The sequence below is a fragment of the Kaistella yananensis genome (assembly GCF_026107505.2).
In the GTDB taxonomy this organism is placed as follows: Bacteria; Bacteroidota; Bacteroidia; order Flavobacteriales; family Weeksellaceae; genus Kaistella; species Kaistella yananensis.
The window spans coordinates 328,755-351,489 of sequence record NZ_JAPCHZ010000005.1 but is presented as its reverse complement, the minus strand read 5'-3'; the positions used below and the strand labels follow the sequence as shown (position 1 = coordinate 351,489).

The following is a 22,735-nucleotide window of genomic DNA, read 5'->3' as shown; positions in this document are numbered from 1 at the left end:
ATTCATATAGTATCGTTAAATTTGCTCAATTTAAATTTACTCATGAGCATTTTCAATAATACACAAATTGCCTTTGCAGACAAGACTGATGCACAACTCCGCAAAGCATACTGGATGTTTAAAGCTATCGAACAGCCCGTTGTTACAAAATTAGGAATCTCGGCCCTGAATTTTACGGTAGAGAAAGATTTTCCTTTCGTTACGGATATTGTAAAGAAAACCCTTTTTGAACAGTTTTGTGGCGGCGAAACCCGTGAAGAGAGCATGCAAGTGGTGAAGCAAATGTTTAAACGTCACGTAGGCAGCATTTTCGATTATGCAATTGAAGGGAAAGCAGAAGAAAATGTTTTTGATGAAACTTGCGAAGAAATCAAACAGAACATCAAGTTCGCTGAAGGAAATCCGGCAATTCCTTTTGTAGTCTTCAAACCTACAGGTTTTGGCAGAATTGAAATTTATGAAGAAGTAGGAAAAAAAGTGGAATTAACCACGTCTCAAAAAGAAGAATGGGCCAGAGTGGTAAAAAGATATGAAGAGGTTTGCCAAATGGCATTCGACAGAAATGTGATCCTGATGATCGATGCTGAAGAAACCTGGATGCAGGACGCAACCGATGATTTGGTAAACCAAATGATGGAGAAATTCAACAGAAAAAAAGCAATCGTGTGGAATACCATCCAAATGTACCGCACCGGAAGAATGGAGTATCTTGCTGAAGATTTAGAAAGAGCCAAAGCAAGAAACTATTTCCTGGGTTATAAGTTCGTCCGCGGCGCTTATATGGAAAAAGAACGCGAGCGTGCAGCTGAAATGAATTATCCAGATCCGATCCAGCCCACAAAACAGGCTTCAGATGATAACTACAATGCCGCGATCAATTTCGTACTGAATAATTTAGACCGCGTTTCCGCGTTTTTTGGTACCCACAACGAAAAATCTACTGAACTTGTTATGGATAAGATGCGCGCCATGAATCTTCCGCATGATCATCCGCAGATTCATTTCGGTCAGCTTTATGGAATGAGCGATAATATCACTTATTATCTGGGGGAAGAAAAGTATAATGTCTGCAAATATCTTCCGTATGGTCCCGTGAAGGACGTGGTTCCTTACCTTACCCGAAGAGCACAGGAAAACACTTCAGTCGCAGGACAAACAGGTAGAGAATTGGGACTCATCAATAAAGAACTGAAACGTAGAAAAAACAAATAATCTCATAAGAGAAATTAATATCGAACGGGCTTTAGCCCGTTTTTTTATTTAGAAAGTTCCGCGGCTTTAGCCAAAATTATTTCTAAATTTGTCAACCTTACCCATACAAACTTTTACCCAATTAAACCGATCATTTTGAATTTCGCCCAAATTATTTTACCGCTTAATCTTAAAGGAACATTTACCTATAAAGTTCCGGATGAATTATTGGGAAATTTTCAAATCGGGATGCGGGTTCTGGTTTCCTTCCGCGGAAAGAAAATTTATACGGGAATCGTTGCTGAAATTCATCAGAACGATCCCGAAACTTTTGTTCCCAAAGAAATCATCAGCATTCTCGATGATTCGCCGATTCTTCCAAAAGAACAGATTGATTTTTGGCACTGGATTTCAGAATATTATATGTGTAATCTCGGCGAAATTTATCGTTTAGCTTTCCCGTCTTCTTTGAAACTTGAAAGTGAAACGTACCTGAAACTGAAACCAAATGTAAAAGTAGATTTCGAAAATCTGGATGTAAATGAAATGTATCTCATCCAGGCTTTGGAGGTCCGCCAACTCATCAATGTTACTGAAATTGAAGCTTTTATCCCTAAAAAAGATATTGTAAAGACCGTAAAATCATTAATCGATCTGCAATATATTGAAATTGATGAAAAGATTGCAGAAAAATACAAAGCCAAAGAAATCGCGTACCTGCGCGTAAACGAAGAAGAACTTGCCGGCAACAGCCTTCCGCAAATCCTTCTTTCGCTGAAACGGTCGCCCAAACAGCAGGAAATGTTTCTCGCGATTCTCGAGAAACAGACTGAAAATCCCGAAAAACCCATCAGGAAATCTGAAATTTTAGATGAAGGAAATTTTTCGCATTCACAACTGAAATCTTTGGTTGATAGAAATTTGGTCCAGGAATATTTTCTTCAAAAAGATAGATTAGAAGCGTATCAGGGCGAAATTGAAGAGATCGAAAAATTAACACATGAACAGTTACAGGCTAAAAAAGAAATTGATGAAGCCTTTGATGAAGGAAGAAATGTGCTCCTTCACGGCGTAACCTCTTCAGGGAAAACGCATATCTATCTTGAGAAAATTGAAGAAGCTGTGGAATCCGGAAAAAATGTTCTGTTTCTGCTTCCTGAAATTTCACTCACCAAGCAAATTGTGCAGCGTTTAGAAAAAAAATACGGCAAAGAGCTGGGCTTTTATCACCAGAAACTTACCGATTTCGAAAGGGTAGAAGTTTGGCGCAGAATTAAGAACAATGATATAAAAATCCTCATCGGAACACGCATTGCGTTATTTTTACCTTACCAAAATCTGGGATTGATTGTGGTGGATGAGGAACACGATTCCGCTTACAAACCGCGGGAAGTTTCTCCCTTTTTCAATGCCAAGGATGCCACGCAAATGCTATCGAAATTTTATGCTGCGAATTTGATCCTCGGTTCTGCAACACCGTCTGTAGAATCTTATTATCTCGCGAAAAAAGATAAATTGAAGTATGTCTTTCTCGGTGAACGTTTCGGAAAAGTAAAACTTCCGGAGTTTGAACTCATCAACTTTAAAGAAGAGCAGGATTCCAAGAAAATTATCGGTAATTTTTCTTTAAAACTGATTGACGAAATTAAAAAAGAGCTGGAAAGAAAAAAACAGACCATGATTCTCCACAACCGTCGCGGTTATGCCAATGTGATTGAGTGCGAAACCTGTGGCTATGTAAATTATTGCTCAAATTGTGATGTGGTAATGACGTATCACAAATATTCAAACGAAATGAAATGTCATTATTGTGGGCAAAAGGCTTCAAAACCAAAGGTTTGCCCTAAATGTCATTCCGAAAACCTAAACGAAAGAGGCGTCGGTGTTGAACAGATTCATGAAGAAATTTCGCGGCTTTTTCCAGACTCAGAGGTTGACCGGATGGACGTAGACTCCATGAGGAAAAAGTTTGCCTACGAGAAATTATACGAAAAAATTGAGGAGGGCGAAACCGATATTATCGTTGGAACTCAGATGATTTCGAAAGGGCTCGATTTCGATAATATCGAACTGGTGGCGATTCCCAGAGCAGATTCTATGCTTTATGTACAGGATTTTCGCGCAGAAGAACGCGCATACCAACTCATCACGCAGGTTTCCGGTCGGGCAGGCAGAATTTCTGGAGAGGGAAAAGTTCTTATTCAGACCTATAATCCTCAACATTCAGTTTTTCAGTTGATTAAAGAGAATAATTCTGATAAAATTTATAAGCATTTTCTCGAAGAAAGAAAGAAATTTCTTTATCCGCCTTTCGTAAAACTCATTATGATTGAACTGAAACACCGCAAAGAAGACAAGGTAAACCGTTCTGCTCAGTTTCTGGGATCGGTTTTAAGAAAATATCTCCCTGAAGAATGTATTTTAGGTCCCGAAAAATCGCCTATCGGAAAACTTAATCTGATGTACCAATATCAGATTTTACTCAAACTTCCAAGAGGGAAAAAATATTCGGAGATGAAAAATTTAGTTTTACAAAGTTTGGAAGAGTTTGATGAAATTACTGCTTACCAAAGCATCAAAAAGATGATTTTTGTCGATTTTTAACAATTTTTAACATAATTTACCTGCTTTTGGGATTGTTAAATCCTTGTGTTTCAACAATAATATATATTTTTGACCGTTGAAAATATGTTTTGCATTTCATGTTTTCAATTTTTAAACTAAAAGAGTTTTCAGATAATCAAATAAATATATTAAATGATTAGACTTAAAAATATCTTTCTTGCCCAGGCATTAGCGTTTTCAGCAATTGCATTCGGGCAGGGAACATTCGCGTCAAATTACCCCCAAACTTACGATAACCGACCAAGCAGCACCGTTAAAGATTTCAGTTCTCCTGAAAAATTAATGTCTGCGAAGGAACTTGTGGACATCAATATCAACGCGATGATGAATGATCCTGTACTTCGTAATGCGAACTGGGGATTTGTAATTTATGATCCAAAAACCAAGAAAGTCGTAAGTTCCTATAACGAAAATGCCTCTTTAATTCCGGCATCTACCACAAAACTGCTTACCACTGATGCTGCGGTAAGTTTGCTAGGTGAAAACTTCCGTTGGATTACACAGTTGGAATATTCGGGGGAAATTGATGAGAACGGCCATTTGCACGGGAATTTGTACATCGTAGGAAGTGGTGATCCATCTTTGGGAACCAACAAAGCTGGAGCTTCATCTTATTCAGCAATTGTGTCTGATTTTATCGCTGCAATCTCGGAAAAGGGTATTAAAAAAGTAAACGGTGATATCATCATCCAGACCGGAATATTCAAAATAAATAAAACACAGACACTCCCGGAAAATATCGTGTGGCTGGAGAATGGTAATTATTACTTACCGGCAGGTTCTACATACGAAATCAATCCGCAGAATGAAAGACTCATTGCAAAGCCTTCAAATCCATTTGCTGAGAATAAGAATTTCTATTACATCTCTCCGTATATAAAGCAGATGGTATATGCCGATAAATTCGATGGGCTTTCATTAACAACGAAAGTTGCAGATCCACCGGCATACCTTGCAAATTCACTAAGGACTTCAATGATTAAAAAAGGTGTGGGTGTTACAGGAAAAGTAATTACCAAAATCACAGACAGTAATCCCGAAAAAAGAGTGGCTATTACTGCTTACCAATCACCAACTTTAGCTGATATTATATACTACACCAACCAGAGAAGCGATAATAATTTAGCCGAAGCTACGCTGAGGATGGTAGGTTTCCAGAAAAAGGGAGATCAAACTTTGGAGTCGGGCAGAAGTGTTGTTGTGGAGCATTTAAAAGCTAATGCATTCGAAACCGAAGGGTTGAATTTTATGGATGGCAGCGGACTTTCCCGAAATAATCTGGTGACTCCAATTTCGCAGGTAAAGTTTTTAACCAATATTATGGATGAAAAATATTACAAAACTTATTTCAATTCTTTACCAATCGCAGGACAGACCGGAACATTAAAAAGTATGTTCAACGGTGAAGGAAACGGCCAGATTTTCGCCAAAACCGGAACATTAAACAAAGTAAAGACCTTAGCAGGTTATATGAAAACCCATACCGGAAAAACATTGGTTTTCTCATTACTCATCAACAATTATGCAGGATCAGTAGATCAGGTAAAAGGCAGGATGGAACAGATTCTACAGCCTGCGCTGAATCTTTAATCTTTAAATAAATCGCTAATTTATTAACCTTTCAATAATTATTGAAAGGTTTTTTTTAACTTTATCGCAAAATAGTATTAAATGAAAAAAATTTATGTAATGCTGCTTGGATTGATTTTTGTGCAGATTTATGCACAAAAAAATGAAGAAGCAGAACGCAAGAGCATGATCAACAAGGAGCTGCTAAAGTATTCTAAAATGGTCGATTACAATGTAAATCCAAATACGCTGAATTATGATTTAAGATATCAGCGTTTGGAACTTGATTTAGATCCTGCACAACAGTTTGTGAGTGGCACCGTAACAAGTCATTTTGTTCCGAATCAAAATATATCGAGTATTTATTTTGATTTATCTGATGCACTTACTGTTTCGGAGGTTAAATATCATGGTGCCATTCTGCCTTTTACGCAACTTGCAACGAAAGAACTTAAAATTGATTTTCCTGCCGTAATTCCCTCATCTTCTCTGGATTCACTATCTATAAAATATTCTGGAGCTCCGGATACCGGAGGAAGTGCAGGTGATGCCTTTACTGTTTCCACACAAAACGGAACTCCTGTTCTGTATACGCTTTCAGAGCCTTATGGAGCTCAGGAATGGTTTCCTACAAAGCAAAGTTTGAATGATAAGATCGAAAAAGTTGATCTAAAAATTAATACCCCATCACAATATAATGTTGCATCAAACGGAAAATTATATTCAGAAACATTGCTGCCCGGCAACAGAAAACTTACTTTTTGGCAAACCAATTATCCTATTCCAGCTTATTTGATAGCTTTAGGTATTACAAATTATACGAAACTTAACGACACAATGGGAAGTCCTGCATTCCCTTTTGTTAATTATCTTTACCCATCTACCACATCGAATTCTACGGTAATGTCTAATATTGAATGGACGAAAACCGCGATGAATACTTTTGAGCAGTATTTCGGGCCATATCCCTACAGAAATGAAAAATACGGCCATATGCAGTTCGGATGGGGTGGTGGTATGGAGCATGCTACCATGTCATCAATGGGATCCTGGGGAAGAGGAATTATTGCACACGAACTGGCACACCAGTGGTTTGGCGATAAGGTAACCTGTGGAGCATGGAACGACATTTGGCTTAACGAAGGTTTTGCAACATTTGGTGAACATCTGGCTAACGAAAAATTATTGATGACCAATTCTCAGTTTATGAGCTATCTGAGCTCCGAAATGAACTATATAACAAGCTCTTCTGGTGGTAGTGTATATGTTTCCGATACTAATCTGGGAAACACGGGAGCTATTTTCAGTGGGAGGTTAAGTTATTCTAAAGGGGGCTATGTGGTAAGAATGATCAAGTGGATTTTAGGTGACGATGTATTTTATTCTGCATTGAAGGATTATCACTCAAGACCCGAACTGGCGTACGGCTATGCAAAAACTGCCGATCTTAAAAACTCGCTTTTAATTTCAACGGGAAAGGATTTCACTGAGTTTTTTAATGATTGGATTTACGGGCAGGGACATCCAACATATCAGATCCGCTGGAACCAAACGTCTGATCAGATGCTGAGATTCAAGGTCAGTCAAACAACCAGTCATTCATCGGTAAATTTCTTCGAAATGCCTTTGCCTATTAAAGTAAACGGTACTGGAGGACAAGTGGCCTACCTTGTTCTTAATCATACAACTAAAAATCAGAATTTTGCGGAGCAGATAAGTTTTCCTGTGGCGTCTGTTCAGTTTAATTATGAAAACCAGATCCTTCAGCGAAATTCTTCGGTGACAAAAGACACCAGCATTCTCGCGGTGAATGACACGACTAAAGATGCCGTGAAGATATACCCAAACCCTGTGAAAGAAAAAATGTCAGTTTCGGGAATACATAAGGATACCGTTTACGAAATTTTCAGTATGGATGGTAAAATGATTAAAACCGGCACCTATTCTTCCGGCAAAAAAATTGATGTATATACATTAACAAAAGGAGTTTACCTTCTTAAGATCGAGAACCAGAATCTCAAATTTATTAAAGAATAAAAACAAAAGCCTTCAGAAATGAGGGCTTTTTTCTTAAATTAGCGTTTCTTAAAAAATTCAACTATGATTTCTAAAAATTTTCTGGAAAACCTCCAGAGCGAATTACAAAATATAAAAAACGAAGGGCTCTTTAAAACAGAAAGAATCATTACTTCCCAGCAGTCTGCTGAGATTGAAGCGAACGGGAAAAAACTCTTAAATTTTTGCGCTAACAATTATTTAGGACTTTCCAACCATCCCGAAGTGATGAAAGCTTCGCAGGATATGATTGAAAGCCACGGTTACGGAATGTCGTCTGTCCGTTTTATCTGTGGAACTCAGGATATTCATAAAGAACTGGAGGCTAAAATATCCAAATTTTTAGGAATGAAAGATACCATCCTTTACGCGGCTTGTTTCGATGCAAATGGCGGTGTTTTCGAACCCTTATTTTCAGAAGAAGACGCTATTATTTCGGATGAACTGAATCACGCTTCGATTATTGATGGCGTGAGGCTTTGTAAAGCTGCGAGATACCGCTACAAAAACAATAATATGCAAGATTTGGAAGACCAGTTAAAAGCAGCTTCCGAAAAAAATCACCGATTCAAAATCATCGTGACCGATGGAGTTTTCTCTATGGATGGAATTGTTGCCGATTTAAAAGGTGTTTGCGATTTGGCAGAAAAGTACGATTGTCTTGTAATGGTTGACGATTCCCACGCAACCGGATTTATCGGTAAAACCGGCCGCGGAACTCACGAAGCCAATGAGGTGATGGGAAGAGTTGATCTTATTACCTCAACTTTAGGCAAAGCTTTGGGTGGTGCACTTGGCGGATTTACCTCAGGAAAAAAAGAAATTATTGATATGCTGAGACAGCGTTCGCGACCGTATTTATTTTCAAATTCACTGGCTCCGGGAATTGTAGGTGCTGCGATGAAAGTTCTGGATATGATTTCTGAAGATACATCTCTCAGAGACAAAGTCATGGAAAATGCTGAATATTTCAGAAAAGAAATGAAAGTTAAAGGTTTCGATATTCCTGACGGAGATGCGGCAATTGTTCCGGTGATGCTTTACGACGCACCTTTAGCCCAGAAAATGGCCGAAAAACTTATGGATGAAGGAATTTACGTCATCGGATTTTTCTATCCTGTGGTACCGAAAGGTAAAGCCAGAATCCGCGTTCAGCTTTCGGCTGCCCATACAAAAGAACATCTGGATAAAGCGATTGCAGCTTTCGAGAAAGTAGGAAAAGAGTTAGAGGTAATCTGATTTCAGTCAGAATTCAAATATTATAAAACCTTCCGTTTGGGAGGTTTTGGTTTAAAAGAAGATTTTGTACAGATTTCTCGCACTCGAAACGATAAGCAGAAACGCAACCAATATCAGTGCGGTTTTACGCGGCATTTTCCCCGCTAATCTTGCAGCAAAGGGAGCGGCCAGCACTCCGCCGATAATTAATCCCAAAATAATTTCTATATTAGAAACGCCTAAACTGGAAAAGAAGACTATCGCAGCTGCCAGCGTGACAAAAAATTCAGCCATGCTTACAGTTCCAATCACGTAATTGGTTTTTCTGCCTTTGGAAAGAAGCGTAGAAGTAACAATCGGTCCCCAGCCTCCGCCTCCGAAAGCATCCATCATTCCGCCCAGGAAACCAAGTCTTCCGATGTGGGTTTTCTGTTTCACCACAATTTTTTTGAAAGCCAGACGCGTAATTCTGTAACCCATTAGCAGCGTGTAGGTCGCCATTAAGCCTTTTGCGAGGTTTTCATATTCATTGCCCAGATAAATAAGGAGCAATGATCCACAAACAGCACCGATAATCCCCGGAACCGCAAGATAAAGCAACATTCTTTTGTTTACATTTCCGTATTTGTAGTGTGAATAGCCGCTCATGGCGCTCGAAAACATTTCTGCAGTGTGAATGGATCCGGAGATGGAAGGCAGTTTAATTCCCATCCCAAGCATCAGGGTTGAACTCGTTAAACCGTAACCCATTCCTAAAGCACCATCCACCATTTGAGCAAAAAACCCGATGGCAAGCATCCAATAAAATTCTTTCGGGATTTCGTAAACAAAATCTTTTGCCTGTGCGTAGGAGAAGTATTGATCGAAGGCTATTCCAAGAAAAAAAGCCGCAAAAGAGAGCGAAAGATAAATCACCAGTCTTCTGTATTTTTTAGCGTCTTTGGAATATTGCCATTTCGATTTCTGTTCTTCCGGTGGAAGTTTATTTCTATCTGAAATAAAACTTTCGAGCTGAAAATCACTTAATTCCGGTTTGTTGGCGATGCTGATCAGTATGTTTTTCTTCTGAACGATATCAATGATTTCTGTGTAAAAATCGACTCCGCAATCGGTAATTAAAGCGATATGAGAATTGTAAAAATCGTCTTCAAAGAAGCGTCTTTCATGAAGTCTTATATTCTCATGATTTTTTGCAAAGTCTTTAATTTTCTGTGATATATTTTCAAAAACAAGATTAATCTGGGTGTTCGGAAAACTTTCAACAAGTAAATTCAGGTTTTTCAGCGCCTGGTTGCCACCGCCTACAATAAGTACTTTCAGGTTTTCCAGATTCAGGAAAACGCTGAGTGATTTGTTATGTATTTTACTTTCGATAGACATTAAAAAGATGCGGTGAGGTATTCACAAGAAAATTTTTTCAACTTTTTAAAATCTAAAGAAGCATTACTGCACCTACAGTAGAATTACTGGTTTCATCTACCAGAATTGCGCTCCCGGTGGCGCTGTTTTTTTCAAAAGAATCAAAGACCAGAGGTGATGCGGTTTTTAGTCTTACTTTTACAATTTCATTCAGTTTTACGGAATCTTTCGCAGGGATTTGTTGTAAAGTGTTGACATCAATTTTATATTCAATTTCCTTTACAATAGTTTTCATAAGTCGGCTTTTGTGCTGAATAAAATATTTGTTTCCTTCGTTCAGTTCACGTTTGTCGAGCCAGCAAACCAAAGCCTCGAACTCATTTTCAACTTTTAGCTGGTTATCGGTTTTAACGAAGAAATCTCCGCGGCTCACATCAATATCGTCTTCAAGATGCAGAACTGCAGGTTGCAGCGCGAAAACTTCTTCCACTTCTGTTCCGCCTGTTTCTACTTTTGAAATGGTAGTTTCTATATTTTCCGGAAGAATGGTGATTCTGTCGCCTTTTTTATAAGTTCCGGAGATAACCTGCCCTGCATATCCGCGGTAATCATGAAGTTCCTCTGTCTGTGGACGAATGACATACTGAACCTGGAATCTTGAACTTTCATAATCAACATCATCGCTCACTTCAACATTTTCGAGAAATGACAAAAGAGGTTCTTCTTTAAACCAAGGCATTTTTTCCGATCTTTCCACAATATTATCGCCATTGAAAGCTGAAATAGGGAAGTAGGATACATTTTTAAGGCCTAAACTTTCCGCCGCTGTTGCGTAATCTTTTTTGATATTGTTGAAAACTTCTTCTGAATAATCAACCAGATCCATTTTGTTTACTGCGACTACAACGTGCTTCATCTTCAGCAGCGATGCAATGATGGAATGGCGTTTTGTCTGTTCAATGACTCCCTGCCGCGCATCTATTAGAATGATGATTAGCTGAGAATTGGAGGCACCTGTAATCATGTTTCTGGTGTACTGAACATGGCCTGGAGCGTCTGCTATAATAAATTTTCGTTTTGGGGTAGAAAAATAGCGGTAAGCCACATCGATAGTGATTCCCTGCTCCCTTTCTGCGCGTAGACCATCGGTGAGAATCGCCAGATCGATACCGTCGGCATTTTTGTTTTTAGACTGTTTTTCGAGGGCTTCAAGCTGGTCAACCAAAATGCTTTTGCTGTCGTAAAGCAGTCTTCCGATTAAGGTGCTTTTTCCGTCATCAACGCTTCCGGCGGTAATAAATCTTAATATATCCATGTTTAGTATAAGTAATAATTGAGAAAGAACGGTGAGATTTTTTGGCGAATTAATTTAGAAATAACCGCCTTTTTTTCGGTCTTCCATGGCGGCTTCGGTTACTTTGTCGTCAATTCTTGTTTCGCCACGCTCTGAAATTCTGGAAGCTGTAATCTCGTTTACCACTTCATCCAGCGTTGCTGCATTGCTTTCTACAGCGGCTGTGCAGGTCATGTCGCCAACGGTTCTGTACCGCACTTTTTTATTGGTGATGGTATCATTTTCGTCTATCTGAATGAAATCTGAAACGGCAATTAACTGTCCTTCATGTTCAATCACATCGCGGTGATGAGCGAAATAAATTGAAGGAAGCTGAATTTTTTCCTTTCTGATGTAATTCCATACATCAAGTTCGGTCCAGTTTGAAATTGGGAACACTCTTACATTTTCCCCTTTGTTGATTCTCCCATTATAAATATTCCAAAGTTCGGGGCGCTGCAGTTTAGGTTCCCACTGTCCGAAATCGTCACGTACAGAGAAGAAACGTTCTTTGGCTCTTGCTTTTTCCTCATCGCGACGCGCTCCTCCGATACAAGCATCAAATTTCAATTCCTCAATCGTATCCAGCAGGGTATGGGTTTGAAGCCAGTTTCGGGAAGCAAATTTACCTTTTGGTTCGGTGAGCTTTTTCTCGCGAATTGTATCTTCAACTTTTCTTACGATCAGTTCTGCGCCGATTTCTTCCGCAAGTTGGTCACGGTAATTCAAAGCTTCAATGAAATTATGACCCGTATCAATATGAACAAGGGGAAAGGGGATTTTCATCGGTGCAAAGGCTTTTTTAGCAAGATGCACGAGGGTGATTGAATCTTTTCCGCCGCTGAAAAGTAATGCAGGTTTCTCGAACTGTGCCGCTACTTCTCGCATGATGAAAATGCTTTCGGCTTCTAACTGTTCCAGATAGTCTAATTTATATTTACTCATATTGATAACTATGCGTTTTGAGATTTTTTAAATTTGATGAAGATCAACGGGAATTATTGGGAATGCAGGCCGCATTCTTTCTGGGATTCTTCCCAAAACCACCGGCCGGCTCTCGGGTTTTCACCATCAGTAATGGCTCTGGTGCAGGGTTTGCAACCCACGCTGATAAAACCTTTTTTATGAAGTGGAAGATCCTGAACATTATGGGTTTCAATATAATTTAAAACATCCTGATAAGTCCAATGAATAAGCGGATTGAATTTGAACAGCATTTTTTCGGTGTCCCATTCCAGCATTTTCATGTTTTCACGGTTTTCGGACTGTTCGCTCCGTAAACCTGTGATCCAAATTTTAGCACCTTCCAAAGCGCGGTTCAGGGGTTTTACTTTGCGGATGTAGCAGCATTCTTTCCGGTTTTCTACGGAATGAAAAAATGCATTGATTCCTTTTTCGTTCACATATTTTTCCACATCCTGCGTGTCGGGAAAATAGACTTCCGTTTTGGTTTTATAGCGGGCATTATTTTGTGAAAGCAGTTCGTAATGTTCATAAAAAAGCCTTCCGGTATCCAAAGTGAACACTTTAATATTCATCTGATTTCTAAAGATAATGTCGGTAATAACCTGGTCTTCCTGACCTAAAGAAGTGGAGAAAACTGCGCCTTGAGTAAATTTTTCGGAAATAAAACGCAGGCTTTCTTCGGCGGATAAATTTTCGATGTGCTGAAGATCTTCTTGTGAAAGCATATAGTAGTATAAGTTGCCACAAATTTACTTTATAATTATTAACCTACAAAATTGGTAGACTATTAAAGCAAAAAAAGCTAATCTTTTAATTCGATAAGCGTTTTTTTCTCCAGAATAGCCAAAGTAGCATCGCGCACTTCAATTAAAACATCGTGTAGGGCGCAGTGATTTTCATTACAGTTCAGGCAGTTTTCGTAGAAATTCAGGCTTACACAAGGAAGCATAGCGATTGGTCCGTTGAGCAGACGAATAACTCGGGCTAGAGAAATATCCTCAGGATTTACATTCAGAAAATAACCGCCGCCTTTTCCTTTTTTACTGTCGAGAATTTCGGCTTTTTTTAACTCAAGAAGAATATTTTCGAGAAACTTAAGCGGAATTTTTTTCTTTTCCGAAATTTCTGAAATCAGAATTGGGCCTTCCTGCTGTTTTTCAACAAGATAAGAAAGCGCTTTCAAAGCGTATTGCGATTTTTTGGATAGCATAAAGCAAAAGTAATAAAAACCTGAGAGATAAAATTCTGAGGTAAAATTTGAAAAAATAGTTTAAGTTCGCATAAATTTAGTTTCAATATGTTCAGTAAACACGATGCGCAGCAGCTCAAAAAAGATTTTTGGATTGCTTTTGGGAAGAGTTTCCCAAGAAAATGGCTTTTATACGATACTAAAATTAAAGATTTTTCGCTGAAATTTTACGCAGACAACAAAAAAGCAGAGGTTTCGATCGATATTGAAATGAAAGATGAACTCTTTCGCAATGCTTATTACGAAAAGATTTGGTCTTTGGAAGAAATGCTGAAAGAAGAAGTGGGCGACATTCAAAAAGATGAATTTTACACGATGGAGAACGGGAAAGTTATTTCCCGAATTTGGGTAACGAAAGAAAATGTATCCATATTTAATAAAAATTCCTGGCAGGAAATTTTCGAATTTTTTGTAGAAAAGATGGACGGTTTTGAACGGTTTTATTACGAATACGAAGACTTTATTAAAGATGTTTAAAAGAGAAAACGGTTTCAAATCCTGAAACCGTTTTTTATTGTTTTTAAATGAAAATTTATCCGAATTTCTTTTTTCTGAGCCAGAAGAAAAACCCTCCCAAAAGACCTATAATTCCAATGGGAATCAGCAGGTTGATCCATTGCCATTTGGATCTTTCTTCATCAATTCTTTGTCTGTCGAGCAGGCGCGCTTCTATATTTCGGTTTCTGAGTTCCATTAAATTGGAGTCATCCAAGAGAAAATCCAGTGCATTTCTCAGAAACTGCTCGTTGCCGTAAGTTTGTTTCGTCAGCAGATCTTCTCCCAAAGGCAAAGGTTTTCCTTTATAAACCTGGTTTCGACCAATATCACCGTCTGCAACCACGATCATTTTATTGTCACTGCTTTGCGCTTTGAAACCGGGGTAAGCGTTTCTTTCGCTCCGGGATGCATACGCGGAGGTGAATTTTCCTTCTAAACTTACTGCAAATATTTTAGGTGTAGTAGGTTTGTCGAATTCACTTAAAGAATCTGCCCGTACAATTTCACCCAATGCAACATAGTTCGGGACCTGCTTTACATTTGTTCTTTCGCTGGATTCAAAAAGTACGCGTGTTTTAATATTTTTTCTTCCCAAGGTATCAATCGAAGTAGGAAATTCAAATTTCACCGGATTGATATTTTTGGTAATGGGATTTTTGGTTTCGGCAATTCCGAGCGGGAAATAAGGCCAGAGAAAACTGCTGAACTGTGGATTGCCGGCAACTTCACCGGAAACAATTCGGATGAGTGCAGATTTTTTCATGTCCTTCACCAACCCCGGATTGATGCGGATTCCGTAGTTGAAAAAGAAATCCGTAAGGTTTGTATCCATCGGATAGGCCATGATTTTTTTCGACTGAAAAAGCGTATCCATTTCCGCGTTCACGGCATCGATCATCCACAGGGTTTTTCCGCCGTTCATGATATATTGATCGAGGATAACTTTTTCGTTTTCAGTGAAAGCTTTCCTTGGTTTTGCGATGACCAAGGCGTGCATTTGTTTAAGTTTAGGAACATCGGCTAAAGAAAGCTCGGTTTGGTTTTGGGGAATAATTGGACCCGCGTTGTAACTTTCGAGCGCCATTTCCATAAAACCCTGAAACTGCTCAGGTCCTAATTCGTCCTGATTGATGAGAATTCCGATATTTTTCTTTTCCTCTTCGGTAATTGCTTTAATATTTGAAGCGAAATTATATTCTAAATTTTCGATCGATTTGCTGAGCTGTTCCGAAGCATCGATTCCGCTTTGGTTAATGATGAGCGGAATTGAACTTCCGTAGGAGTTGTATTTAAGGGTGGCAAACGGAAACATAACGATTTCGGAGATTTTGCCGTCTTTAATATCCGGAAGAATCGAAGGCTGCATACCCATTGCCGCAAGCGTATCCTGCGACATTTTGGTTTTAATGGGATCGATAAATTTATAATCGATTTTGGGATTAATTTTTCTGAATTCCTCCAGCATAAATTTGGTCTCGTTCTGCAGCTGACGGAAGCTTGCCGGGAAATCGCCTTCCAGATAAACATCTACTGTTAAAGGTTTTTTTACCGATTCCAGGATTTTTACCGTAGATTCAGATAAAGTGTAGCGTTTTTCCTGAGTAAGATCGAACCTTTTTGAGAAAACTCCGAAAATCCCAAGAAGCAGAACTGCAACGGCGATGATGTATATGATATATTTTTTGTTCATTTTTTTCTAAAAACGCTTTTATTTTTTCTTTTCAACAAAAATTTTAGCTAAAGCAAGGCAGATCCCGATAACGAAAACGAAATAAAAAATATCTCTGGTGTCTATCAGGCCTCTTGTAAAGGCCAGAAAATGCTTGTAAAATCCAAGGTTTGAGAGGATATAATCTGTACCTCCCAATAATTTGTAACTGGCCAATTGCTCGATCCCGAAATAAAGAATGAAGCACATGAAAACGCCTAACAAATAAGCCATAATTTGGTTTTGAGAAAGCGACGAAGCTAAAATTCCAACTGCGGAAAAGGCTGCAGTAAGAATAATTAAGCCAAAATAACTCCCGAAAGTAGCTCCTAAATCAATATTTCCTGCGGGAACGCCTAAAGTGTATACAGTGTAAAGGTAGATAAGCGAGGGAAGAAGGCAAAGAATTCCAACGAACCACACTGCGAAAAATTTCCCCAAAATGATCTCAGAAATTTTCACAGGCTGCGAGAAAAGCCAGTTCAAAGTTCCGGATTGTTGTTCTTCTGCAATCGTTTTCATTGAGATTGCAGGAATAATAAACATTAGCAGCCAGGGTACGAGCACGAAGTAGCTTTGTAAAGAAGCGGTGCCGATGTCGAAAATATTAGAATCGTTTTCAAAGAAAAACAGGAACAGGGTTCCTATTAAACTGAAAGCGGCGATAATGAGCCAGGCACTCCAGTTGCCGAAATAACTCCAAAGTTCTTTTTTAAAAATTGCTGTCATCCTTTTTTGAATGTAAAAAGTATTATTTCTTCGCTTTATTAACCAATTTTACGGTAAGCATAATTGCAACCACCAAAACGAAAAATCCGGTGATTAATTGCCACCAGTATTCCAGTACCCAGGATTTCAAAATCACGGTAAAAACGACAAGGAATAAAATAAACGTCGCAATTTCATTGGCTTGCCGAAGTTTGATATTTTTAATGGGTAAAATATCTCCTTTTAAATTTTTCATCTGGAGGACTTTTTTCCAACACCAGTAATGATAAAATGCAAGTCCGATTAAGAATGTCAGTTTTAGATGAAACCAGGGTGTTTTCATCAATCCAAAATTCAGATAAATAAGTGAAAGACCTGTTACCAGCATAATAACGCCCGCAGGAACGGTGATGATATTCCATAATCTTCTGGCCATAAAAACGTACTGTTCGCGGAGGATTGCTTTCTTTCCAACCTCAAACTCATCGGTATCTTTATAGTAAACAAACAGCCGCACGAGATAGAAAATCCCTGCAAAATAACTGACCATAAAAGTGATGTGAAAAGCTTTGAGAATGGTATAAAGCATCTGAAAAATTTAGCTGCAAAGATAACGGATTAAAACGATTACCAAAAGCCAACAGAACATAAGTGTAAATTATTGTGTTAAAATTATTTTTTACCTATCCTATCTCAGTAATTTTTAGTTTTTTTGTATATTAAAATTATATATCCTAATAATTATGAAAAGAATTTTCCAATTGTGTTTCAGTTTGGCATTTTTCTCTTTAGGTTTTTCGCAGAATTTAAAACCTATTGCCGAGAAGGTTAAGAATGTGCAAGCTGCAAACAAAACGTTTGTGAAGTACAACTTGTTTACAGTAGATCCGTCTGCTCAAAAACAGGCACTTTACCAATCTGCTGCTGACGGCATTACCGTGATGAAGCTTAATAAAACAGAGGTGCAAAGAATTAACTCTGAAAGACCTGAAGCAATGGAAATGAGTTTTCCTTTCGAAGGAAAAAACATTACAGTAGAACTCGTGAGAAACAATTTCTTTACTCACGATTTTAAAATCAATACAGATAAAGGTTATGCAAATTATACTCCGGGTGCCTACTATCACGGGATTGTAAAGGGTGATAATGAGTCTCTCGTGGCTTTAAGCTTCTTTAATGATGATGTAGTTGGGGTAACTTCGGTTAAAAATATCGGTAACATTGTTATTGGTAAAGCGAAAAACAGTGAAGATTTCGTTTCCTATAACGATCAGAAGTTGAAGGGAGAAAATCCTTTTACCTGTTCTGCAGATGAACTTCTTGAAAATCAAAAAATGGCCGGTCCTTCTTACAATCCTAAAACGATGACGGATAAAAAAACCGATAACTGCGTGAGAATTTACTACGAAGCAGGATTCGGTCCTTATTCACTGAATGGATCAAGTGTCTCACAGACTACAAACTGGGTTACAGCAATGCATAACAATGTTTCTACACTTTATGCAAACGACGGCATTACTGTAGCATTAAGCCAGGTTTTTGTTTGGACCACTACCGACCCTTACACCGGTACACCTTCGGAAATTTTAAATAAGTTCAGAACTGGCCGTCCAACATTCAACGGGGATATTGCGCAGCTTTTAAGAAATCCTGCGACAACAAGTATTGCTTGGGTAAATGCACTTTGTACCACCTATAAATATTCTTATTCCGGTGTGAACCTGAGTTACCAGAATGTTCCAACTTATTCATGGAATATTGAAGCGATGACTCACGAAATTGGTCATAATCTGGGTTCACCTCATACACACGCCTGCAGATGGAACGGTAATGATACAGCGATCGATGGCTGTGGTCCGGCTTCTGGAAATAACGAAGGTTGCGAAGGTCCGCTTCCGACAGGTACAGGAGGAACGATTATGAGTTATTGTCATCTTGTTCCGTCAGTGGGGATTAATTTTGCTAACGGATTTGGGGAACAGCCTGGTGCACTCATCAGATATACGGTAAATTCTAAAGGATGCTTGGGTACAAACTGTGTAACATCCTGCGCCCTTACGATTACAGGCCTTACAGTCTCTAATCTTACGACCAACTCGGTGACTGCAACGATTGTTGATAACACCGGAAGCAGCTGGAAGTATAAGCTGGCTAAAATGGATGGAACGGTGATTCAATCCGGAACAACCAATACCAAAGTTTTGAATTTCACCAATCTTGAGCCGGGGATCTACTATAAAATTTCTGTAGGTACAGATTGTTCAGGACCTCAGGCGTTTTCTTTCGAGCAGTTAATACTAACTGATGCTAACTGGTGTTCGGGAGTACTGTTTACTGATCCGGGTGGTGCAAATGCGAATTATGGGGATAACCAAACAATCATTAAAACTTTCTATCCGACCAATCCATCAGATAAGGTTAAAATTACATTTACAGAATTCGATTTGGAAACTGGATATGACTTTATGAATATTTACAACGGACCAAACACGGGTTCTCCACGATTCACTGGTGCAACTCAGATTACGGGCAACACCATTCCTGGACCGTTCCAATCTACCCATGCTAGCGGAGCAATTACAGTAAGATTTATTTCTGATGCCGGTGCTACCGGAACAGGTTGGAGTGCCACACTGGATTGTGTTAATGTTTTAGCGACCGGCGAAGTTTCTGCTACAGACGGTGTAAGTATTGCCCAAACTTCTGTTAAAGGAATCTTCACTGTAAAAGCTAAGGACAAAATAGAGTCTTATTCTGTCTTTGATGCCTCTGGAAAACTGGTAAAAACTTCAGGGAAATTAAATGCAGGCGAAGAGAAAATCGATCTTTCAGCCAGCCCGAAGGGTGGTTATGTAATCAGCGTTAAAACGTCGAAAGAAACAGTAACCAAGAAAGTAATCAGATAATTACATAGTATAATGATATAAATAGCCGGCTGCAAAAGCCGGCTATTTTTGTATCATCAAGATTCGGAATCTTTAGTAAAATTCGATATAAATACTTTCGCCCACTTTCATTCCGAACAGGGTTTTGGCTCCATTATCTTTGTTTCCTTTGTAGATGGTTAGTTCAAGCAAGCCGGCATCGTTAAAAATCGCTGCAGATTTGCCGTGATATTCATGTTCCAACTCCCAATCTGTTATAAAATCAGTGTACTGGTTGTAAATTTTGGTAAGCGCAAGATTTCTGAATTTTAAGATAAAACCATTAAAACCTACACTGTGCTTATCAAATAACTTTTTACTGATATTGGAAACCATATTTCCGAAATTATCAATATACATGATTTCTCCGATAATCATTTTTTCGTTTTCACTGAATACCGGTCTGGGGAACGAAAGCTGTTTAGGAGATTTAAATTTTCTACCAATTACCTCTGGTAATCCACCTTTTTGAAGATGAACCGCAACAGGCGCAAAAATATCGGTAGAAGTAAATTTCACTTCATCATCAAACCTGTTGTTGAAGGTGATTTCGTAAACTGCTTCCGGTTTAATGTCATAAAAAATTAAACTCAGCACACCGTTGTCTGCAGCAATAAAATAATGCCCGTCGGCTTTATAAAGAATGCATTTTCGGTCTTTGGTATAAAAACTGTCTACAGAAATAATATGTACGGTACCTTCAGGAAAAAAAGAGTAGGCGTTCCTTACGATATAGGCGGTCTGCAACAGGTTGTAGGCCTGTATTTCGTGGGAAATATCAACAATTTTAGCGTCTTCTTTTAAGCTCAGGATTTTTCCTTTCACAGCGGGAACTCTGTGATCGACCAATCCGTAATCTGAGGTGAAAGTAATAACCGGCATTTGTATTTCTTCGGGAATGGCAAATTTAGGGCAAAAAAAAATATTCTGGGCCGATAATCAAAAACAAAATCCGCTATTTTTAAAATATATTTGATATTTTTAGAGAAAATAATTAACATCAAACAAGAGATAAATGTTCGAACTCAATTATGAAATCAAAGGCATTGACGCCAAGACTTTTTACGGAGTCAACAACCAATATTTTAATTTACTAAAATCCACTTTTCCAACCCTGAAAATTACGGGGCGCGATCATTTTATTTTTGCGATTGGGAACAATGAAACGCTGGATGTACTGAGAAATAAGCTGGATGATATTGTGAGTTTTATTTCCAGAAATAATTCACTCACTTTAAAGGATATTGAAAACATTCTGAATATTAAAGATGAAACCGAAAAACAGCTTGTTTTCGATCAGGATATCATTGTAAAAGGCGTAAACGGTAAGATTATTAAAGCGAAGACCACCAATTTGAAGAAACTGGTAAAAGAGTCTGAGAAAAAAGACATGGTGTTCGCGATTGGACCGGCCGGAACGGGAAAGACGTATACCAGCGTAGCATTGGCAGCAAGGGCTTTGCGTGATAAGGAAGTAAAAAGGATTATTTTAACACGTCCTGCGGTAGAAGCCGGCGAAAGTTTGGGATTCCTTCCGGGCGACCTGAAAGAAAAACTCGATCCATATTTACAACCTTTGTATGATGCGCTGCGCGATATGATTCCTCACGAAAAATTGGAGGGTTTTATCGAAAAGAAAGTTATTGAAGTCGCACCACTGGCATTTATGCGTGGGCGGACTTTAGACGAAGCTTTTGTTATTCTGGATGAAGCGCAAAATACCACCCATTCGCAGATGAAAATGTTTCTTACCAGGATGGGAATGAACGCAAAGTTCATCATTACAGGCGATCCAAGTCAGGTCGATTTACCATTAAGGCAAAAATCTGGCTTGAAGGAAGCGATGAGAATCTTGAAAGATGTGCAGGAAATTGGGTTTGTACACCTTACCGAAGAAGATGTGGTAAGACATCCCGTAGTGCGGAAAATTATTACCGCTTACGGAAACGAAGAGAAAAGACAGAGAGAAGAGTAATTCATGATAAAAGTCATGTTAAAGGAATGTTAAATAAATTTATCTTTGCAGCCAAATTAAATTAAAAATTATGAAAAAATTAATGCTAGTTGGTGCATTAGCACTTTTCGCGGCTGTAAATGCACAAACAGAAAAAGGATCTTGGGTAATTGGTGGATCTACAACGGTTGGATTTAATAATGTATCAACAAAATATTCAGTAGGAAATAATTCGTCGACAGAACCTTCTGTTTCTACATTTACCTTAACACCTTCAGTTGGGTATTTTGTACAGGATAAACTTGCTGTAGGTTTAGATTTAGGTTTTGTTTCGATGAGCCAAAAAGATGGTGATGATAAATATACAGTTAATACTTTATCAGCAATGCCGACTGCAACTTATTATTTTAAATCGGCTACTAACCTTGTCCCTTACTTGGGTGCAGGTGTAGGTTATGCATCTACTAAAATGACTGAAAAATATAACGGTAACTCTGAATCAGAAACTGTTGATGGTCTTGCGTGGAAAGCAAAAGGCGGTTTGGTATATCTGATCAACCAAAATATCGGAGTTGATGTTGGAGCGTCATACAACCAATTTTCTAACAAAGAAACTGTAATGGGAACAGATTATAAAACTACCGTTGGTACTTTTGGTATTAACTTAGGTTTCTCTGTTTTCTTAAAATAAGATAACTTATAGTTATAAGCTCCCGTTTCGCAAGAAGCGGGATTTTTTTTATTTTAAAATTAATATTACTGGAAAAAGCGGAATTATCTTTTGTAGTCGATGTTTTAATTGATATTTTTGATGAAAATTAAAAATTTATGAAAAGAGTAGTACTGGCTTTTGCCATGATGATGTTTGGGCTTATGAATGCTCAGGTAAAATTTGGGATCAACGGTGGATTTTCGTCGGCTGTAGTTTCTGATGATTTTGATGAGCTTACTGCAGGTTATTATGCGGGAGTTTTTACAGAATTCGGAATTCCTGGATTTGCCAAAATGCAACCGGCCGTTAATTATGTGAAATTTAAAGATGATTCTTATCTGCAGATTCCGGTGATGATGAAATTTTATTTCCTGCCGAAAGTTAATGTGCAGTTGGGTCCGCAATTCGCTTTTAGATTAGATGATGTTCCAGATACCATCAACAAAACGAATTTTGGCGCAGCCGTTGGTTTGGGAGCTGATTTGTTTTCCGGTTTACTGATTGAAGCCAGATACGCATTCCAGTTGAATAATGCTTTTAAAAGCCCGGCGACAGGCGAAAGGCTTCATTTTAATCTCTTCAATGTTGGTTTAGGTTTACGACTTTAATGATTAAAAAATAGCTCACAAAAAATCCCGAATCATTCAATTCGGGATTTTTATTTTG

The 22,735-nt window shown here is 38.5% G+C and carries 19 protein-coding genes; 10 read left to right on the top strand and 9 right to left on the bottom strand.

The annotated features are described in order from the left end of the window. Positions 1-42: 42 nt before the first annotated feature. The 5 genes from OK344_RS10845 (at position 43) to kbl (ending at position 8,679) form a co-directional block, all read left to right on the top strand. On the top strand, positions 43-1,212 hold the full coding sequence (locus tag OK344_RS10845; protein WP_265144800.1) for a proline dehydrogenase family protein: 1,170 nt from the start codon (positions 43-45) through the stop codon (positions 1,210-1,212). 135 nt (positions 1,213-1,347) lie between these two features. Beyond that, positions 1,348-3,795, top strand: a complete 2,448-nt coding sequence (gene priA, locus OK344_RS10840; protein ID WP_265144799.1) for a replication restart helicase PriA — start codon at positions 1,348-1,350, stop codon at positions 3,793-3,795. 153 nt (positions 3,796-3,948) lie between these two features. Continuing rightward, complete coding sequence (gene dacB / locus OK344_RS10835) at positions 3,949-5,406, top strand: D-alanyl-D-alanine carboxypeptidase/D-alanyl-D-alanine endopeptidase (protein WP_265144798.1); 1,458 nt, start codon at positions 3,949-3,951, stop codon at positions 5,404-5,406. A gap of 81 nt (positions 5,407-5,487) precedes the next feature. Next, positions 5,488-7,422: a M1 family metallopeptidase gene (locus OK344_RS10830; protein ID WP_265144797.1), complete on the top strand. Its 1,935-nt coding sequence runs from the start codon at positions 5,488-5,490 to the stop codon at positions 7,420-7,422. Positions 7,423-7,485: 63 nt separating this feature from the next. Further along, entirely contained in the window at positions 7,486-8,679 is a 1,194-nt protein-coding gene (kbl, locus tag OK344_RS10825) for a glycine C-acetyltransferase (RefSeq protein ID WP_265144796.1), read from the top strand. Between the two features lie 51 nt (positions 8,680-8,730). Here the strand turns inward: kbl and OK344_RS10820 are convergent, their stop codons facing one another. The 5 genes from OK344_RS10820 to OK344_RS10800 all read right to left on the bottom strand — a co-directional run bounded on the left by OK344_RS10820 (position 8,731) and on the right by OK344_RS10800 (position 13,526). After that, positions 8,731-10,038 carry a TSUP family transporter gene (locus tag OK344_RS10820; RefSeq protein ID WP_265144795.1) on the bottom strand — a complete coding sequence of 436 codons (1,308 nt, stop codon included), beginning with the start codon at positions 10,036-10,038 and terminating at the stop codon, positions 8,731-8,733. Between the two features lie 52 nt (positions 10,039-10,090). Beyond that, positions 10,091-11,332: a sulfate adenylyltransferase subunit 1 gene (locus tag OK344_RS10815; protein ID WP_265144794.1), complete on the bottom strand. Its 1,242-nt coding sequence runs from the start codon at positions 11,330-11,332 to the stop codon at positions 10,091-10,093. A gap of 54 nt (positions 11,333-11,386) precedes the next feature. After that, positions 11,387-12,295 carry a sulfate adenylyltransferase subunit CysD gene (gene cysD / locus OK344_RS10810; RefSeq protein ID WP_265144793.1) on the bottom strand — a complete coding sequence of 303 codons (909 nt, stop codon included), beginning with the start codon at positions 12,293-12,295 and terminating at the stop codon, positions 11,387-11,389. Positions 12,296-12,348: 53 nt separating this feature from the next. Beyond that, positions 12,349-13,041 (bottom strand): phosphoadenylyl-sulfate reductase, encoded by a 693-nt coding sequence (locus tag OK344_RS10805; RefSeq protein WP_265144792.1) that lies wholly within the window; start codon positions 13,039-13,041, stop codon positions 12,349-12,351. A gap of 77 nt (positions 13,042-13,118) precedes the next feature. Next, entirely contained in the window at positions 13,119-13,526 is a 408-nt protein-coding gene (locus OK344_RS10800; protein WP_265144791.1) for an RrF2 family transcriptional regulator, read from the bottom strand. Between the two features lie 87 nt (positions 13,527-13,613). On the opposite strand from OK344_RS10800, the gene OK344_RS10795 reads away from it, so the two are divergent. After that, positions 13,614-14,042 carry a DUF4268 domain-containing protein gene (locus OK344_RS10795; RefSeq protein WP_265144790.1) on the top strand — a complete coding sequence of 143 codons (429 nt, stop codon included), beginning with the start codon at positions 13,614-13,616 and terminating at the stop codon, positions 14,040-14,042. Between the two features lie 55 nt (positions 14,043-14,097). On the opposite strand, the gene gldG is transcribed toward OK344_RS10795, so the two are convergent. Genes gldG through OK344_RS10780 form a run of 3 tightly spaced genes read right to left on the bottom strand, consistent with a single transcriptional unit; the run spans position 14,098 to position 17,068 of the window. Further along, positions 14,098-15,753: a gliding motility-associated ABC transporter substrate-binding protein GldG gene (gene gldG / locus OK344_RS10790; RefSeq protein WP_265144789.1), complete on the bottom strand. Its 1,656-nt coding sequence runs from the start codon at positions 15,751-15,753 to the stop codon at positions 14,098-14,100. Between the two features lie 18 nt (positions 15,754-15,771). Next, positions 15,772-16,500 (bottom strand): ABC transporter permease, encoded by a 729-nt coding sequence (locus tag OK344_RS10785; RefSeq protein WP_265144788.1) that lies wholly within the window; start codon positions 16,498-16,500, stop codon positions 15,772-15,774. Positions 16,501-16,522: 22 nt separating this feature from the next. Further along, positions 16,523-17,068, bottom strand: a complete 546-nt coding sequence (locus OK344_RS10780) for a CopD family protein (RefSeq protein ID WP_265144787.1) — start codon at positions 17,066-17,068, stop codon at positions 16,523-16,525. Between the two features lie 154 nt (positions 17,069-17,222). On the opposite strand from OK344_RS10780, the gene OK344_RS10775 reads away from it, so the two are divergent. Continuing rightward, positions 17,223-19,385, top strand: coding sequence for a M12 family metallo-peptidase (locus OK344_RS10775; RefSeq protein ID WP_265144786.1), 2,163 nt, complete (start codon positions 17,223-17,225; stop codon positions 19,383-19,385). 72 nt (positions 19,386-19,457) lie between these two features. Here OK344_RS10775 and OK344_RS10770 read toward each other — a convergent pair whose 3' ends face one another. Beyond that, positions 19,458-20,285 carry an SAM hydrolase/SAM-dependent halogenase family protein gene (locus OK344_RS10770; RefSeq protein ID WP_265144785.1) on the bottom strand — a complete coding sequence of 276 codons (828 nt, stop codon included), beginning with the start codon at positions 20,283-20,285 and terminating at the stop codon, positions 19,458-19,460. A gap of 133 nt (positions 20,286-20,418) precedes the next feature. On the opposite strand from OK344_RS10770, the gene OK344_RS10765 reads away from it, so the two are divergent. From OK344_RS10765 to OK344_RS10755, 3 genes are all read left to right on the top strand, one after another. Further along, a complete protein-coding gene (locus OK344_RS10765) occupies positions 20,419-21,378 on the top strand; it encodes a PhoH family protein (protein WP_265144784.1) in 960 nt (319 codons plus the stop codon). A 70-nt stretch (positions 21,379-21,448) separates the two neighbouring features. Then, positions 21,449-22,048, top strand: a complete 600-nt coding sequence (locus OK344_RS10760) for an OmpW family outer membrane protein (RefSeq protein ID WP_265144783.1) — start codon at positions 21,449-21,451, stop codon at positions 22,046-22,048. A 137-nt stretch (positions 22,049-22,185) separates the two neighbouring features. Beyond that, positions 22,186-22,677, top strand: a complete 492-nt coding sequence (locus OK344_RS10755) for an outer membrane beta-barrel protein (RefSeq protein WP_265144782.1) — start codon at positions 22,186-22,188, stop codon at positions 22,675-22,677. The last annotated feature ends 58 nt before the right edge of the window (positions 22,678-22,735 follow it).